Annotated in this window: 19 protein-coding genes, 1 pseudogene and 1 riboswitch; of the genes and pseudogenes, 10 read left to right on the top strand and 10 right to left on the bottom strand. The window is 37.6% G+C overall.

Annotation, left to right across the window (positions count from 1 at the left end; all coding sequences use genetic code 11):
• Nucleotides 1-19: 19 nt before the first annotated feature.
• A complete protein-coding gene (locus QNN06_RS21425; protein ID WP_213120679.1) occupies nucleotides 20-193 on the bottom strand; it encodes a hypothetical protein in 174 nt (57 codons plus the stop codon).
• Nucleotides 194-419: 226 nt separating this feature from the next.
• Between QNN06_RS21425 and QNN06_RS21420 the strand changes: the two genes are divergently transcribed.
• Genes QNN06_RS21420 through QNN06_RS21410 form a run of 3 tightly spaced genes read left to right on the top strand, consistent with a single transcriptional unit; the run spans nucleotide 420 to nucleotide 1,450 of the window.
• Nucleotides 420-791 carry a DUF2089 domain-containing protein gene (locus tag QNN06_RS21420; protein ID WP_213120593.1) on the top strand — a complete coding sequence of 124 codons (372 nt, stop codon included), beginning with the start codon at nucleotides 420-422 and terminating at the stop codon, nucleotides 789-791.
• Nucleotides 792-1,178: an SHOCT-like domain-containing protein gene (locus QNN06_RS21415; RefSeq protein ID WP_213120594.1), complete on the top strand. Its 387-nt coding sequence runs from the start codon at nucleotides 792-794 to the stop codon at nucleotides 1,176-1,178.
• 2 nt (nucleotides 1,179-1,180) lie between these two features.
• On the top strand, nucleotides 1,181-1,450 hold the full coding sequence (locus QNN06_RS21410) for a hypothetical protein (RefSeq protein WP_284035923.1): 270 nt from the start codon (nucleotides 1,181-1,183) through the stop codon (nucleotides 1,448-1,450).
• Nucleotides 1,451-1,481: 31 nt separating this feature from the next.
• Here the strand turns inward: QNN06_RS21410 and QNN06_RS21405 are convergent, their stop codons facing one another.
• Entirely contained in the window at nucleotides 1,482-2,963 is a 1,482-nt protein-coding gene (locus QNN06_RS21405; protein ID WP_213120596.1) for an amino acid permease, read from the bottom strand.
• 102 nt (nucleotides 2,964-3,065) lie between these two features.
• A riboswitch (Lysine riboswitch) is annotated at nucleotides 3,066-3,255 on the bottom strand.
• A 271-nt stretch (nucleotides 3,256-3,526) separates the two neighbouring features.
• Between QNN06_RS21405 and QNN06_RS21400 the strand changes: the two genes are divergently transcribed.
• On the top strand, nucleotides 3,527-4,339 hold the full coding sequence (locus tag QNN06_RS21400; RefSeq protein ID WP_284035922.1) for a YitT family protein: 813 nt from the start codon (nucleotides 3,527-3,529) through the stop codon (nucleotides 4,337-4,339).
• Nucleotides 4,340-4,418: 79 nt separating this feature from the next.
• On the opposite strand, the gene QNN06_RS21395 is transcribed toward QNN06_RS21400, so the two are convergent.
• A complete protein-coding gene (locus QNN06_RS21395) occupies nucleotides 4,419-5,021 on the bottom strand; it encodes a PH domain-containing protein (protein WP_284035921.1) in 603 nt (200 codons plus the stop codon).
• 232 nt (nucleotides 5,022-5,253) lie between these two features.
• Between QNN06_RS21395 and QNN06_RS21390 the strand changes: the two genes are divergently transcribed.
• The gene (locus QNN06_RS21390; protein WP_284035920.1) at nucleotides 5,254-6,222 is read left to right on the top strand and encodes a DMT family transporter; all 969 of its coding nucleotides are present in this window, start codon (nucleotides 5,254-5,256) and stop codon (nucleotides 6,220-6,222) included.
• Between the two features lie 37 nt (nucleotides 6,223-6,259).
• Here QNN06_RS21390 and QNN06_RS21385 read toward each other — a convergent pair whose 3' ends face one another.
• The 3 genes from QNN06_RS21385 to QNN06_RS21375 are packed head-to-tail and all read right to left on the bottom strand — an operon-like array spanning nucleotide 6,260 to nucleotide 7,604.
• Complete coding sequence (locus QNN06_RS21385) at nucleotides 6,260-7,120, bottom strand: DUF421 domain-containing protein (RefSeq protein ID WP_213120600.1); 861 nt, start codon at nucleotides 7,118-7,120, stop codon at nucleotides 6,260-6,262.
• Between the two features lie 19 nt (nucleotides 7,121-7,139).
• A complete protein-coding gene (locus tag QNN06_RS21380) occupies nucleotides 7,140-7,343 on the bottom strand; it encodes a DUF1657 domain-containing protein (protein WP_213120601.1) in 204 nt (67 codons plus the stop codon).
• A gap of 57 nt (nucleotides 7,344-7,400) precedes the next feature.
• Nucleotides 7,401-7,604 (bottom strand): DUF1657 domain-containing protein, encoded by a 204-nt coding sequence (locus QNN06_RS21375; RefSeq protein WP_213120602.1) that lies wholly within the window; start codon nucleotides 7,602-7,604, stop codon nucleotides 7,401-7,403.
• 169 nt (nucleotides 7,605-7,773) lie between these two features.
• On the opposite strand from QNN06_RS21375, the gene QNN06_RS21370 reads away from it, so the two are divergent.
• The 3 genes from QNN06_RS21370 to QNN06_RS21360 all read left to right on the top strand — a co-directional run bounded on the left by QNN06_RS21370 (nucleotide 7,774) and on the right by QNN06_RS21360 (nucleotide 10,320).
• Entirely contained in the window at nucleotides 7,774-8,112 is a 339-nt protein-coding gene (locus QNN06_RS21370) for a YmaF family protein (protein WP_213120603.1), read from the top strand.
• Nucleotides 8,113-8,226: 114 nt separating this feature from the next.
• Nucleotides 8,227-8,829 (top strand): hypothetical protein, encoded by a 603-nt coding sequence (locus QNN06_RS21365; protein ID WP_284035919.1) that lies wholly within the window; start codon nucleotides 8,227-8,229, stop codon nucleotides 8,827-8,829.
• A 564-nt stretch (nucleotides 8,830-9,393) separates the two neighbouring features.
• Complete coding sequence (locus tag QNN06_RS21360) at nucleotides 9,394-10,320, top strand: YitT family protein (RefSeq protein WP_213120606.1); 927 nt, start codon at nucleotides 9,394-9,396, stop codon at nucleotides 10,318-10,320.
• Between the two features lie 615 nt (nucleotides 10,321-10,935).
• On the opposite strand, the pseudogene QNN06_RS21355 reads toward QNN06_RS21360, so the two are convergent.
• The 4 genes and pseudogenes from QNN06_RS21355 to QNN06_RS21340 form a co-directional block, all read right to left on the bottom strand.
• Nucleotides 10,936-11,305: pseudogene (locus QNN06_RS21355) on the bottom strand (IS5/IS1182 family transposase); the annotation flags it as partial.
• 408 nt (nucleotides 11,306-11,713) lie between these two features.
• The gene (locus QNN06_RS21350) at nucleotides 11,714-11,965 is read right to left on the bottom strand and encodes a sigma-G-dependent sporulation-specific acid-soluble spore protein CsgA (RefSeq protein WP_213120607.1); all 252 of its coding nucleotides are present in this window, start codon (nucleotides 11,963-11,965) and stop codon (nucleotides 11,714-11,716) included.
• A 124-nt stretch (nucleotides 11,966-12,089) separates the two neighbouring features.
• Nucleotides 12,090-12,296: a hypothetical protein gene (locus QNN06_RS21345; RefSeq protein WP_284035918.1), complete on the bottom strand. Its 207-nt coding sequence runs from the start codon at nucleotides 12,294-12,296 to the stop codon at nucleotides 12,090-12,092.
• A gap of 190 nt (nucleotides 12,297-12,486) precedes the next feature.
• Nucleotides 12,487-13,197 carry a class I SAM-dependent methyltransferase gene (locus QNN06_RS21340; RefSeq protein WP_284035917.1) on the bottom strand — a complete coding sequence of 237 codons (711 nt, stop codon included), beginning with the start codon at nucleotides 13,195-13,197 and terminating at the stop codon, nucleotides 12,487-12,489.
• Nucleotides 13,198-13,314: 117 nt separating this feature from the next.
• Between QNN06_RS21340 and QNN06_RS21335 the strand changes: the two genes are divergently transcribed.
• Both QNN06_RS21335 and QNN06_RS21330 read left to right on the top strand, forming a co-directional pair.
• A complete protein-coding gene (locus tag QNN06_RS21335; RefSeq protein WP_213120610.1) occupies nucleotides 13,315-13,887 on the top strand; it encodes a YkoP family protein in 573 nt (190 codons plus the stop codon).
• A gap of 106 nt (nucleotides 13,888-13,993) precedes the next feature.
• Nucleotides 13,994-14,353, top strand: coding sequence for a hypothetical protein (locus tag QNN06_RS21330; RefSeq protein ID WP_213120611.1), 360 nt, complete (start codon nucleotides 13,994-13,996; stop codon nucleotides 14,351-14,353).
• Nucleotides 14,354-14,383: the final 30 nt, after the last annotated feature.

Raw genomic sequence — 14,383 nt, 5'->3', positions numbered from 1 at the left:
CTTCTTATTTTGTCTGTTTCTAAAGTTCTTCTAATTCTTCCTCAAAATAAAATAAACTCGGCTGTTCTTTGACGATATAGGAATATCGCTTCATATTTTTTATATATTGCCACTTTAAAATCGTAACTGTCTCTCCGGTTGTTTTAATGCTCACCATTTGTCCATTTTGGTATCGATTATTGGTGCTTTTCAAATTAAACACTCCTTCTGTTATCTAATTGAGTATACCACATATTTACAAAACTGTTTGGTTGTTCAGGGGCATTTTTTTGTTTTTTTTGTTGCTTTAATTTAACGTTTTTAATATTGATTTTAACTAATTTAATTTTTTAAATAAATTAAATTAAAAATATTAATTTATCCTTTAAATTATTATGAAAGTGATGTATGATATGGTTAATAAAGGAAGGGAGAATAAAATGGCTTACCCGTTAATTACTAATTGCCCCGTTTGCAGCAAACAATTAAACATTACTAAACTGCAGTGTAAACATTGCCACACGACGGTGGAAAATGAATTCGAATTATCAAAGCTTGCCTCACTTGGACAGGAACAGCTTCATTTTATTGAAATTTTCCTGAAGTGCCGCGGAAGTATTAAAGAAGTCGAAAAAGAACTTGGGATTTCTTATCCGACCGTTAGAGGGAAATTAGACGACATCATTTCGGCCTTGGGCTACTCAGCAAACCGGAAGCCGGAGGTTGATAAGAAGAAGGTTGTATCCATGCTGGAAAAAGGGGAAATCACTGCCGAAGAGGCTATTGCCTTATTAAAAGAGGGGGATATGTAAATGAAAGATGAAATCTCTAGAGTGTTAACGTTGGTCGAGGAAGGTAAGCTTGATAAAGAAAAAGCGACTGAACTGATTAACATCCTTCAAGGGAAGGAACTAACTGTTGAATTAAAGAAAGAAACCTCATCATATGGCAGCAAAATGCTAAAAATCCGAGTTAATTCCCATGAAGGTGACAATGTTAATGTCAATCTTCCCATTAATCTTGTGAAAGCAGTGTTGAAGGTGGGCACCAGCATTGCCGAAAGAATTCCGCAAGCGGAAAAGTATGTGAAAGATATCAATGTAGATTTGTTGATAGAAGCGATTGAAAACGAACTAGACGGCCAAATTGTTGATGTTACTTCCGCAAATGGCGATAAAGTATTTGTGGTGATTGAATAAGCATGTTAAAGGTGGGTTTAAAAGTAAAAGGAAAAAGCTTTATGGTACCTGTTCCTTATGTTGTATTAAAACTATTTAGTTCGGTTATCACATCTAGAAGATTTATTGATTTTATAAACAAATCGATTAAAAAAGGCGGGGAAAAATTCGTCTTTCCAAAGATAGAAAAAAGGGACTTGAAGCCTTTATTGGATGGTCTGACCAAGTATAAAGGCCTGTTGTTAGTGGATACGAAATTAAAAGATGGGACAGAGGTTACTATTAGATTATAAAAAAATGGCTCCTTGGGAGCCATTTTTAATTTTAATTGTTTAAATCACACTTCTCCAAAGGAATAACCTTTGTTTTCTTTGTGAATTTATAGCCTAACCAAAGGATAAGGAATAATGGCAGACCGATATAGGATACTAAAACACCGTTCCAATCAATATGATCGCCCATAAATGCTGAATAGTTTTGCCCAATTACGACAATGGCGCAAACAATAAATGCAAAGATTGGGCCAAATGGGAACAGCTTTGATTTATATGGCAATAAATTTAGATCTTTGCCTTGAGCTACATAAGCTCTGCGGAAACGGTAATGACAAATCGCAATTCCTAGCCATGCGATAAAGCCGGACATACCGGAAGCATTTAAAAGCCATACATAAACTGTACCATCGCCAAAGAGGGATGCCAGAAAAGCAAGTGTTCCGACTAATGCTGTTACAATTAAAGCATTAACTGGCACACCATTTTTGTTCAATTTACCAAGAAATTTTGGTGCTTTTCCTTCACGTGCCAAATCCCAAAGCATCCGAGTCGATGCATACATTCCTGAATTACCTGCTGATAAAACAGCTGTTAAAATGACTGCGTTCATGACAGAAGCAGCAAATGCGATTCCTGCTTTTTGGAAAACAAGCGTAAATGGACTTACGGCAACATCTCCATTAGCAAGGTTTTCATTTGTGTAAGGAATAATAAGACCAATAACAAGAATAGCTAACACATAGAATAAAAGAATTCGCCAAAAAACTTGCTTTACTGCACGCGGAATTGATTTTTCTGGGTTATCTGTTTCACCCGCTGCAACACCTAAAAGTTCAGTTCCTTGGAAGGAAAATCCAGCTGCCATAAAGATTCCAAGCATAGCCATGAATCCGCCATGGAATGGTGCATCTCCAACTGTAAAGTTTTTAAAGCCAATTGCTTCATTTCCCATAATTCCAAAAATCATTAACGTACCAGCAATGATAAAGATCACAACAGTTACAACTTTAATTAATGAGAACCAATATTCCGCCTCGCCAAATCCCTTAACGGAAAGATAATTTAACAAGAACATGATAACTAAAAAGATGCTGCTCCATAATAGTGAAGGAGAATCTGGGAACCAGAATTTCATAATCATTGTTACTGCAGAAAGTTCTGCTGCAATCGTAATAGCCCAGTTGTACCAATAGTTCCAGCCTAGGGCAAAGCCAAGGGATGGATCCACGAATTTCGTAGCATAGGTACTAAAGCTTCCTGCTACCGGCATGTAGGCACCCATTTCAGCTAAGCTTTGCATTAAGAAATAAACCATAATGCCAATAACAAGATATGAAAGAATCGCTCCGCCAGGTCCCGCACTATGGATCGCTCCGCCGCTGGCAAGAAATAATCCGGTCCCGATGGTTCCACCAAGAGAAATCATCGTAAGATGGCGGGACTTTAAGCTCCGTCTTAATTCATTTTTATCATTTTTCGGACCCGTGGGCCTAGTGTATATTTCGTCTTTACTTACCTGCGATGTTTGCATGCTTATGACTCCTTTTAAATTTTTTTATAGGAAGGAGTTTGGAATAAAAAATGCCCTCGAAGCAGATTCGACGGCATTTGTATATACCCCGCATCATACCTTCCGAAAGATAGCTCAACACGTAAAGCTGGTAAGGCTAAACGTGACAGTTCTGTTCCTGTTCGGAGACAGCCCCAGCATGTTTCTCCAGAGAGAAAAACACACTTCGGCAGCTTTTCCTTTCAAACGGAGTCAAAAACATCTCTGCGTCTCGTCCATTTTACTGATAAAAACCGCGACCTCTACCTCATCGGTTTTGATGAGGATTTAATATTAAAAATGATATATTACTAGAGTATATACGTTTTAATAAATTTGTCAATATTATATTTTGGAAACGAGGGTTTAAGGGGTTTTTGTAAGGTGAATATTAATGTAATATGCCTTTATAATTATTCAACTTAATCTTTGGGCTCTATTTCCAGATAATTAATTGTTTTTTAAATATATTAATTAGTTTACATCCTAGCTATGAATCGTTATCATTTTTTTAAATAAATAGTGGAAAGACAGGAGAAATATTCATGCAGATGGTTGGAATTATTATCGGTTCTTTTATAATTGTAACTGCATTCAATCTTTTCCTTATCCCTCACGAGGTTTTAAGTAGCGGGATGAGCGGAATTTCGATGATAGTAGGAATGATTACCCCCATAAACACAGGAGTGGCTAATCTTTTGTTGAACCTTCCCCTTTTAATCATTGGCTATAAAATGCTAGGAAAAAGATTTATCTTTAATTCAATCTTTTCAGTGTTCGTTATTTCTTTAGGACTTTATTTAGTACCAGTGTTTCCAGTTGCGAAAGATACCATCCTTTCATCAATATTTGGCGGAGCTTTGACCGGTCTGGGGGTTGGAATCGTATTTCGAAGCTCAGGTTCAACGGGCGGATTTGATATCATCGGAATGATTGTTTCCCGGAAGAAAGACTTTCCAATCGGGGTGCTCCTCTCCGGAATGAACGCGGTTGTTATTGTAATTAGCGGATTTTTATTCAATTGGGATTCGGCCCTCAATACGTTGGTTTCGATTTTTGTTACAGGAAAAGTGGTTGACGCTATTTACACGGACCATGTCAAATTAACTTTAATGATAATAACAGAAAAGGGCGAAGAAATGAGAAATCATTTGGTGGCCAACTTATACCGTGGACTCACCATTATGGATGGGGTTGGAGGATATACAAATGGCAGCAGAAAGATTTTAATCTCGGTCATTTCAAGATATGAGTTAAACGAGGTTAAATCTCTTATTTCTGAAGTCGATCCGACAGCTTTTGTGAATATTACAGAAACGATAGAAGTAATGGGGTTGTTTCATCGGCCTAGCCCGTAATAATGTTTTTAAAAATAGAGGCCGTCTCAGTACCATGGGAGTTTAGTTCCGTTTATGAGACGGCCTCTATTTTGTATTTTTAATTGTTTATATATTTTTCAAAAACAAAGCCAAAATCTTTGACACAATATTGTTTTTTACTTTCCTCGAGCCACTGGAATGCTGCCTGATTCAACATTTTAAATTGAACAACCAAATTGTTGTCAGGAGTGGAGACGCGACCTAATGTTGTGGAAGCGACATCGAGACTTTGCTTGGCAAACTGAAGTGAAATTTCATTTTCATGGGTAATCTCGGAAATTTTTATAAGTGCCTTGTATAAATCTTTGACTTCCTCGATATGCTTTTTATGAATGTCAATGGAGAAAGGCTGAGAGCCGATTTTGAATTTGATTTCTACGTCTAGGTCGACTGTACCGGCCGTTTCCAACATAACATCTGATATTTTTTTTGTGGCATAGCTGTACCGATAAAGCATCCGCTTTTTGCTTGTAGCACTAGTACCATCAAGATGGATGAGAGCATTGTTTGTAAAGCAATACTCATCAGATTTTGATTTAATTAAGAAATAAATCTTCTCATTATCCTCATGCATTACGTAATCATCGGCATCCACCTTATCATAATCGGAAGGCTTAATCACCGACCCTACATCACTTAATCCCAACAAATCTGAAGCCACTTTTCCAAACGTTGTGTCAACCTCTCTCTACTTATAATATTTGCCATTCTTATGTACGAATAGGAGGTGCAGAGGTTTCGTTATTTGAATGACAATTTAAAATTTATTTCCAACATTTTTAGAGTATGTATTTTATTTTAAGGGAAAATCAGTATTAACAAACTATTCAGAAATCTGTTATACTTTAGAGTATTGAAATATTCAAAGCTGACAAGAGTTAAAGGGGAAAACAATGCGTCCTATCATTTTAGGCATCTTTGCCGCTTTCTTTTTTGCATTTACATTTATTTTAAACAGGGCAATGGACCTTGCTGGCGGCAGCTGGGTTTGGAGTGCATCACTAAGATATTTCTTTATGATTCCATTTTTATTGCTTATTGTAATGGGGAGGAAAAATCTTAAGCCACTCTTGAAAGAGCTGAAAACGGCACCAGGAAAATGGACTTTATGGAGTTGTATTGGCTTCGGTTTGTTTTATGCGCCGCTTTGTTTTTCTGCTTCCTATGCCCCCGGTTGGCTAATTGCTGCAACCTGGCAAATAACCATTATTTCAGGTTCCCTTTTAGCTCCCCTCTTTTATGAAAAGGTCATGACCATTAACGGCCCAATTATAGTGAGAGGGAAAATTCCCTTTAAAGGGCTGGCAATGTCATTAATCATTCTGATGGGAATCGTTTTAATGCAGCTTGAGCAGGCGGGTACCCTTTCGGTTACGGCAATCGTATTAGGAGTAATGCCTGTTATAATTGCTTCTTTTGCTTACCCGCTTGGAAATCGTAAAATGATGGATATTTGCGGTGGAAGACTTGATGTTTTTCAGCGTGTTCTCGGAATGACTCTGGCAAGCATGCCCTTTTGGCTGATTTTGTCCATATATGGCCTAGTTACAGAGGGACCTCCAAGTATAGGGCAAACATTTCAATCCGGGTTAGTGGCTATTTCCTCCGGGGTAATAGCTACCATCCTGTTTTTTCAGGCGACTGATTTGGTAAGAGGAAATATGCAAAAGCTAGCCGCTGTAGAAGCAACACAGGCGATGGAGGTTTTATTCGCTTTAATTGGGGAAGTATGGCTCCTAAATACTTCTTTGCCAAATGCCGTTTCTTGGCTGGGAATGCTGCTTGTAATGGGTGGTATGGTTCTTCATAGCTATATAACTCATAAAAAGGCACCGCTCAGTGCCAGCAAGGAAAGTGCTTAATATTTAAAAAGAGGCTTTAGAGACAGCCTCTTTTTTGTTATCCATTTAAATATGGCTCGAGTTTGTCTATTAATCCTTGCATTATAGCTGCATTTTCCTTATACATTTCTTTAGACTTTTCGCAATCAGTTGATAGTGAAAAAATTTCCAAATCCGCCTGGGCCTTTTTTAGACTGGCCATTAATAGAGGACGCTGAGTTGGGGCGGGTACTTGAATTTTATCGTCATAAATATCAACCGTTATCTCACCAAAAGAATCCACTTGACCAAAAAAAACATTGTCAAGAGTAACACTAAGTTTTTCCAATTCTGTGTACAACCAGGCTCTGTTTTTACCGGATGCACGGAGACCCTCTTCAATAATATTGCCATCCATAATAACTGTATTTGGCTCCTTTTCATTTGCCATTTTCATTTGCAAATCTTTAGGAGTTATTGGCCGGTTCTCTTTTTTTAATAAGGCGGTTACTTTTCCACGCGGTTCTAATATGGCGAATTCCACATCGGCCACTTTAAATATATTTTTTTCTCGCAGCAGGGTAGACAATTCGTCGATTGTAAATCGTTCCTTTTTTAAATTTTCCTCTAAAATTTTTCCGTCTTTAATAAGAACAGTCCCTTTTCCTTCGACTACATCACGGAAGTACTTGCTCTTTAAGGATAGATAGTCAACTAAAATCGTGACAATACCGAATAAAACAACGGCCGCAGCCCCGTGCAGGTAGTTTTTTTCTAATCCTGTGATTGCTTCACCTGCGATACTTCCGATGGTAATTCCGGAAACATATTCAAAAAAGGTGAGCTGTGAAATTTGTTTCTTTCCCACCAATTTTGTGGTTAGGAATAAGAGACCAATAAAAAGAAAAGAGCGGAGGATAATTTCTACAAATCCGTTCACTTCAGTTCACCCCAAATCATTAGCCCCTATATTGCGGTTCTAGTCTTTCGAGCTCTAAAACACGATATTGAAGATCTTTTTTTATTTTTCCAATCGTTAGCATTGAGTCATGAAATGCTTCTTTCGCGCTTTGATCCAAAGAATTTAACGCCAATGATGATAGCTGCGATTCAATCCCTTTTAGGGAGGCAAGACATTGTTTAACATTTGATGCAACTGTCATATTTTGCTCCTCCTTATTAAAACAGAAAATGGGTTGGCGAAATCGCCAACCTATCTTTTACTGATTGTATTGCGGTTCTTCGTTTATAATTTCCTGGATGCGCGGTTCAACACTGTCAATGATCGTCTGCGTTTGCTGGGCCGCCTGCTGATAAATTTGCTTGGCGCTTTGGTTTTCAGTCTGCAAAGCAAACGATTCAAAACTAGCCTGAGCCGATTTTAAACCTGCCAAAGTCTGTTTAACTTGTGTACCTACAGTCATTCCATTTCCCTTCCTTCTTTAAAAAATATTCCTTACTTTGATAGTGTGCGTACGATAATTTGACTTATGTATTACCATTTTAGTGAAAATTTTGGAAGTGTAATTTATAAATTCCCATTTTCGAGCATATAGATGGAATGAAAAAAGGACTATTTTGGGGGTGGAGGGATTGTCGAAAATAGGGAAGGATGATTTTACGGCAGGGTTTGTCCCGCATCATAACCACGGTTCGGTTGATTATACTGGAATGAGTGCCGGGCATGTACACCAGTGCCTAGATGTAACCTCGCCGCCGATTCCTACTCAGGATGGAGGGCATGTTCATTATACGGAGGGATATGTTTTATTTGAAGATGGGCATACCCATCATTACCGTGCCTATTCAGGTCCAGCGATACCGGTTGGAAACGGAATGCATGTTCATTATTACGATTTCCATACGAGTGAAGATGTTGGCCATAGCCATCATGTCAAAGGTGTCGACCACCCAGCACCGGGAACAAAATAAATCTAAAAGAGGCTGTCCTTCACAAAAAGGGCCGCTCTTTTTTTGGTTTTTCTTATTCAAAGGTTGTGAATTTTTGTAAAATTAAGGTAAAATTGGTTAGAGGGGGGGTTAAATGTGTTATTGAAAAGAAATAGTTCAACAGATGAAAACTCAGTTAAATTAGCAGCTTATACAATTATTTTGTACATAAGCAGTTTGTTTGTACCATTTGTTGTTGTGGCGTCCTATCAGAGCCTTGTATATTATTCCCGTTCGCAATGGCTTTTTGCAACACCTTTTTCGGCTTATATCACCTTTATGGCTGGAATGCTTTATGGAGCATTGGTATTAACCGTTTACCTCATTTTTAGACAACGGTGGGAAGGGCCGAAATTTAAATGGACGACAGTATTACTTCTTATAATTTCGATTCCTGCATTTATCTTAAGTTTAACTGCGTATTACTACATAGATGAAAAAGGAATCCACAATAATTCTTTAACGACTTTAACGGAAAAAGAGTATAGGTGGGAGGATATTGCAAAAGTAAAGATTGTCTATAGAAACCACCAAGGGACGACTCAATATTACCAATATCAATTCGAAAAAAAAGATGGCAGCGTGATTACAATTCCTTATGATGTTAAATTTAGGGAAAACATAAGAAGAATAGAAGAAAAAATTAATAAATACAACATCATTGTTACGGATAATTTTAAGAATCCGATTGTCGATTAGAAAAATTAAAGGTCTGGCTCACTTTCGTAGGGGCAGACCTTTTTTGATAATTTTTTCCAAATGTTCACAGAACTGCCACAAGTAGTGCGTTTATGGTTATTTTTTGGTGCTATAATAAAAGTGTAAAGGAAATACACAAACCTAACAACTTAGGAGGCTCAACCATACGTGTTCGTTCCGTTTGTGAACGAAGTAGTAAGGTAAAACTATTCCAGCAAAAACGGAATAAAGAGTCATCGGTCCGATACCGAAAATGATGTTTGTTTTAAAAGGAATTTGAATTCCATCTAACATGTGAATTAATTCCTTCAACGGAACAAACACAAAATCGGCTGATTTTTCATAGTTTCCAATTAGATATAAAAAAGCTAATTAGAAATGAAAATTGAAAAAGTAATTGGCTGATTTCATGGTTGGGTCTCCTAAGTTGTTAATAAAAAAGGAGCTGCTTTAAAAAATAAAGCAGCTCCTTTTTTTATTTGTGAATAAAGATGCAAAGTATTATACATAGGCGCAATTATTCGGTATTCTATTTATAGGAATTAAAATGAAAGGGGCAGGATAATGACAGGAATTCAAGATCTTAATTTAAAGGAGCAGCAGGAAACACTTGCAGCAGAACTAGAAAAAATCCACCACCGAAAATTGACAAAAAAGAAAATTCTCCAACGCATTTTATTAATCACCCTAGGTGCCACCTTAATGGGGGTCGGACTAGAAATCTTTCTCGTTCCAAATAATGTTATTGATGGCGGAATTACCGGAATTTCCATTATGCTATCCTATCTAACAGGATGGAATTTAGGAATATTCCTTTTTATTCTAAATATCCCTTTTTTCTTTATCGGCTACAAACAAATCGGAAAAACATTTGCTCTCTCTACACTATATGGTATTATCATTCTTTCCATCGCTACTACATTATTCCACCCAGTTCCAGCCTTTACACAAGATATCCTCCTTGCGACTATATTTGGGGGAGTTGTCCTCGGAATAGGGGTCGGTATAGTTATTCGTTATGGAGGATCTTTAGATGGTACAGAAATATTAGCCATTCTTTTTAATAATAAACTCCCGTTTTCGGTCGGTGAGATTATTATGTTCTTTAACCTCTTTATTCTAGGAAGTGCAGGCTTTGTTTTTACATGGGATCGCGCTATGTATTCTTTAATAGCCTATTTTGTTGCCTACAAAACGATTGATATTACGATTACCGGCCTTGATGAATCGAAATCAGTTTGGATTATCAGTGACAATGCCAGACAAATAGGCGATGCCATTCTGCATCGACTTGGACGTGGTGTCACATATCTAAATGGAGAAGGGGCTTTTTCCGGAGATGACAAAAAAGTGATTTTTTGCGTCATCAATCGTCTTGAGGAAGCGAAATTGAAAGAAATTGTCACCGATTACGATGATCATGCCTTTTTAGCTGTCGCAGATATTGCTGAAGTAAGGGGCGGAAGATTCAAAAAAAGAGATATCCATTAATAAGAAAAATGATGGAAATTCTAATTTATTGCCGAAAGGGTAATTTGTTGTTTCTGGTCTAAATATCAAGAAGGTGACGCAAGTAACTTGCGAATTCTGAAAATTAATTGTCGATTTATGATGAAAATGAATCTAAAGTAACTGCATGTTTTGTCGCACCATGCGCTTGCCTAGGAAATAAAGAGTGCAAAAAAAGCAGTATTTCCAAAAAAGATGGCAGAGTACTCTGCCATCTAGATTGTCGAGAAGGGGTAAAATTCTCGGCGATTTTTAATTTTATCCAACCTAAATTACAAATTTTTATTGATAATCCCTGCTAAAGGGCCTGTTGATTTCCGCTCCGGGCACTCGCTTTCCGCGGGGAGGTCCTGGAGCCTCCTCGGCGCTAAAAGCGCCTGCGGGGTCTCCAGTGACCTCTATATCCCGCAGGAGTCGAGTGCCCTCCGCTCCAATCAACAGGGAGGCAAATCAATCAAAGTATTGCAACACACATTTTCTATCCTTGATAAGAGTGTTGCAATCTTTTTCACATTTTGGTAGGCTGCAGTAAGAAGAGCCTGGCCTTTTACATTATTCAATAAAACCCCTGTAACTGCATGTAAGTAGTCCTAAGGTCAAGATACAGAACATTTCCTGCTTATTTTCACGAGACATAAATCCATATTCAGGGTCTGTTGTATTTACCCGAATTTCTTTTGTTTCTTTCTCTTCCACTTTTTCCTTTACCGGCTTTTTCCAGACTTTATTCTATCCTCTTTTATAGCTTTAGTTATTTCCTCAAAATATTAGCGAGTCCCTACTTCCACATTGTAAACTTATGTATATTGGCGTTTGCCTTTAAATGAGTTGAATCTGTAAATAAAACACGTCCCCCAACCATTTGGTGATTCATTGCTAAGAGAACAATTTCATCAAAAACACCCTGAAAAATATTAGTACCTTTAAAGCAGTGTTGACGATTCCGACTAATCGTAGCATGATGTGGATTTGTCAATCAAGCGAAGAAGGTGGTCATCTTGAACCAATTCATCAATAGAAACAAATTCATATTCACTTTGGCTATACTCTTTTGGCTTAAATATTAGTCTCACCACTTATTTTGTTGAAGTTGAAGGACTTACTTTATTGAATACACCTGTTGATTGGCGCGGAAGGCACAAAGACTCCTGCGGGAGTACGGGGCAGGGGAGGGGAGACCCCACAGGCGCTTAAGCGCCGAGGAGGCTCCCCGTACCGCCCGCGGAAAGCGAAGTGCCTGGAGCGCCAATCAACAGACTTGTTGAAAAGCCTTTATTATTATTATAAAAAATTAACACTCTGAATCATCAGAGAAAGTGAATAAAATAAAAGGCTATCGATAGTTTCTCGACAGCCTGGATGGCAGAATACTTGCTTATAGCAATAGTTCATAAACTTCATTCAGTTGGTAAGCTCTCTTCTCGTCTTGTTCCTCACGGGCATATTTAATTTCATCAGGCAGGATTTTATTTAAAAAGTCCATTTCTTTACTGCTCAAATCCCGGACAAAATCCCCTTCAGAATGATAATGCCCTTTTACGAGTTTTTGATATACTTGTTTGCCATCTGTATGGTTATCAGTATAATTAGATAAAATTTCGCGAAGATATCCCAAGGTTTTATCCATGATTTCACCCATCCTTTCACGCCCTTATTTTTCATCGAAAGGCTAAAAATATTCACTGTAACGGGGTCTGGATATTATTTTTGGTGAAATCAAGAAAAAAAAGCAAGTACATGTCGTACTTGCATTAAAAGAATAATGGAAAACCAAAGCCGAACCCAACAAATGGGAAGAAGATAGGCGGTCTAAAAAACGGACCTCCAAAGAAAGGGAAGCCATAGCCGTCACCTGAGCCTGAAGAGTTAGATAATTCCTCAATCTCAAGGCCGTCTTTTCTCACCTTTTTCACTTTCCCAATTGACCATTCGCCCTCTTTATTTTTAAAGCGAATCATTTGACCCTCCAACCGACGCGCTTGTTCATAATTCAATTCCACTCTATAGTTCCTCCAATCAACTGTACTTGCTATAAAGTATGAGGGTAGTCCTATTTCTGTAAGGGCAGACATCCAAACCTCGTCCCATTTTTTAATAAAAAGAAAACAACCCTTCATTCAATTTTGAATTTTAGGGTTATTTTCTTTTTTACTTCGTACAAGTAATAATTCGGTGGCTCAAGATATCATGGTACTTAACAAGAATGTTTCCATGCTGATTTAGAATACCAAAAAGCTCGGGCTCGAAATTTGCAGAGAAATTAAATTCCTGTCCTGTATTTCCATTAACGAAATCAAGGGGATGCATACTTAGCTTAGTGCCGTGAAAGCCGGTTTCTTTTAAAATTTTTCTCCAATCCTCCTCTAAAAGCAAGGAATCGACTGCGTAAAACTCTTTAATTTCCGTTTCTTCCTGGGAAGTAAGCTTTTTATTTATGGTCATCTCATTAGCTAGAAAACGACCGCCTTTTTTTAATACCCTAAAGAGTTCCTTTAAGGCTTTTGGTTTATTAACAAAGGCTAAAACAGACTCCGAAAGGACAAAATCAAAGGTTTCGTCTTTAAATGGAATTTGTTCTATAGAACCTTGAACTAATTGAATGGGTAGCTGTCTGTTTTGGAAACGGTTCTGAGCTTTTTCAATCATAATAGGGTTAAGTTCCAATCCAAACACGTTTGCCTTGTATTGCTCATACAAATAGGCAGATGTCTGTCCAGTTCCGCAGCCTGCATCTAAAATATAAGAATTCTGTGTAATTTTTTCTTGCAAAAGCATATTTTTTGTTAAGCTAAATCCTCCGGGATGGGCACCACCAATGCCAAACTTGGCAAGGAAATCAATGTACGTTAGGCCTCCCATAGACACACCACCCTATTTCTTTTTTGCATCTTATGAAAAAGGGCTATAATAGGTTCTCTTTTCACGGGATATTTATAAAATATAAACATGGGCCAGGGTAAGAATGGAGTGGAGGATATGGGGATACGCAGCACATTATTGTGGGTTTGGAAATTATTTGATCCGCTATTTTATCTTTTCTCCCGATTACATTATATAGGGGATGTGAATAATAAACCTTCTGTATTCAGGGTTAGGTTAACTAAATATAAGGGGAAAAAATATATTCTCTCTGACGGGACAAAAATTGATAAAAATGATCTGCTGTTAAAAATTCATTTACATAATGTCCGTATAATGGCGGAGATAGGCAAGATTAATAACGATTTAAGAAGAGCTAAGCTTACGTATAGGCTCGTGTTACATTCCATGCCAGCACTAGCAAGTTATCTCAAGGAACATCCCGATGAGAAAAAAATAAAAGGAATAATTGGCATTACATCTCTTAATCGCGGTGTTAAAGCTCTAGGATTTGAATGTTTTAAACCGAAAAGCCGCATTTACCGTTTTTTTAAAAAGCTTGGACAGCTGCCCATTTTTTTTCTCTCCAATTCCTCTTTAAGAAATTTTCAAAAGTATCATCTAACGTATTTATTTTTGTCCAAGGAAACGCTTTATTCGAGATATGGGCAGGGTTCTTCCGAGAAATAACAAATTATCTATGGATTCCTTCTCATACTCCTATAAAAACTGCACAAATTAAGCAAATGGAAGGGTGCAAGACATTCTTCACATTTAGTGTTAAGGGGTGCAAAGCATGAAAAATCTAAGCAGAATGCCGTTTTTAAAAAAGTTCAGGCCCAAAAGAAGGAATAATGGAGCCATGTGGGCATCTCTTATAGGAATCGGTGCAGTCGTTTATGGGATAACGAGAGGAAAACGAAACGATTTCGGCCTTCCTATTAAAGATGCTGTTAAAAGCATGGCACCAAATATGAATTTCGCAGGGATGAATAATGCAGTAAAAAATATGGCACCGAACATTAACCTCGAAGGTATGAATAATGCAGTAAAAAATTTGGTGCCAAATATGAACCTCGATAGGATGGATAATGCAGCTTTAACTGAGTTCTCTGAAGAGTTATTAAAGAGTGCCTTAAATAATGAACGGCACTAATATGCAAACGAAGAGGCTGTCTTAAAATGT

The organism is Neobacillus sp. 114 (genome assembly GCF_030127045.1).
In the GTDB taxonomy this organism is placed as follows: domain Bacteria; phylum Bacillota; class Bacilli; order Bacillales; family Cytobacillaceae; genus Neobacillus; species Neobacillus rhizophilus.
The sequence above is the reverse complement of the archived record's forward strand: the minus strand, read 5'-3'. Positions and strand labels throughout refer to the sequence as shown.

What these genes read in the sequence shown, in the direction of transcription:
- QNN06_RS21420 (WP_213120593.1), top strand. Translation starts at nt 420, where the DNA reads ATGGCTTACCCGTTAATTACTAATTGCCCCGTTTGCAGCAAACAATTA.
- QNN06_RS21415 (WP_213120594.1), top strand. Translation starts at nt 792, where the DNA reads ATGAAAGATGAAATCTCTAGAGTGTTAACGTTGGTCGAGGAAGGTAAG.
- QNN06_RS21410 (WP_284035923.1), top strand. Translation starts at nt 1,181, where the DNA reads ATGTTAAAGGTGGGTTTAAAAGTAAAAGGAAAAAGCTTTATGGTACCT.
- QNN06_RS21405 (WP_213120596.1), bottom strand. Translation starts at nt 2,963, where the DNA reads ATGCAAACATCGCAGGTAAGTAAAGACGAAATATACACTAGGCCCACG.
- QNN06_RS21400 (WP_284035922.1), top strand. Translation starts at nt 3,527, where the DNA reads ATGCAGATGGTTGGAATTATTATCGGTTCTTTTATAATTGTAACTGCA.
- QNN06_RS21390 (WP_284035920.1), top strand. Translation starts at nt 5,254, where the DNA reads ATGCGTCCTATCATTTTAGGCATCTTTGCCGCTTTCTTTTTTGCATTT.
- QNN06_RS21380 (WP_213120601.1), bottom strand. Translation starts at nt 7,343, where the DNA reads ATGACAGTTGCATCAAATGTTAAACAATGTCTTGCCTCCCTAAAAGGG.
- QNN06_RS21375 (WP_213120602.1), bottom strand. Translation starts at nt 7,604, where the DNA reads ATGACTGTAGGTACACAAGTTAAACAGACTTTGGCAGGTTTAAAATCG.
- QNN06_RS21360 (WP_213120606.1), top strand. Translation starts at nt 9,394, where the DNA reads ATGACAGGAATTCAAGATCTTAATTTAAAGGAGCAGCAGGAAACACTT.
- QNN06_RS21350 (WP_213120607.1), bottom strand. Translation starts at nt 11,965, where the DNA reads ATGGATAAAACCTTGGGATATCTTCGCGAAATTTTATCTAATTATACT.
- QNN06_RS21345 (WP_284035918.1), bottom strand. Translation starts at nt 12,296, where the DNA reads ATGATTCGCTTTAAAAATAAAGAGGGCGAATGGTCAATTGGGAAAGTG.
- QNN06_RS21340 (WP_284035917.1), bottom strand. Translation starts at nt 13,197, where the DNA reads ATGGGAGGCCTAACGTACATTGATTTCCTTGCCAAGTTTGGCATTGGT.
- QNN06_RS21335 (WP_213120610.1), top strand. Translation starts at nt 13,315, where the DNA reads ATGGGGATACGCAGCACATTATTGTGGGTTTGGAAATTATTTGATCCG.
- QNN06_RS21330 (WP_213120611.1), top strand. Translation starts at nt 13,994, where the DNA reads ATGAAAAATCTAAGCAGAATGCCGTTTTTAAAAAAGTTCAGGCCCAAA.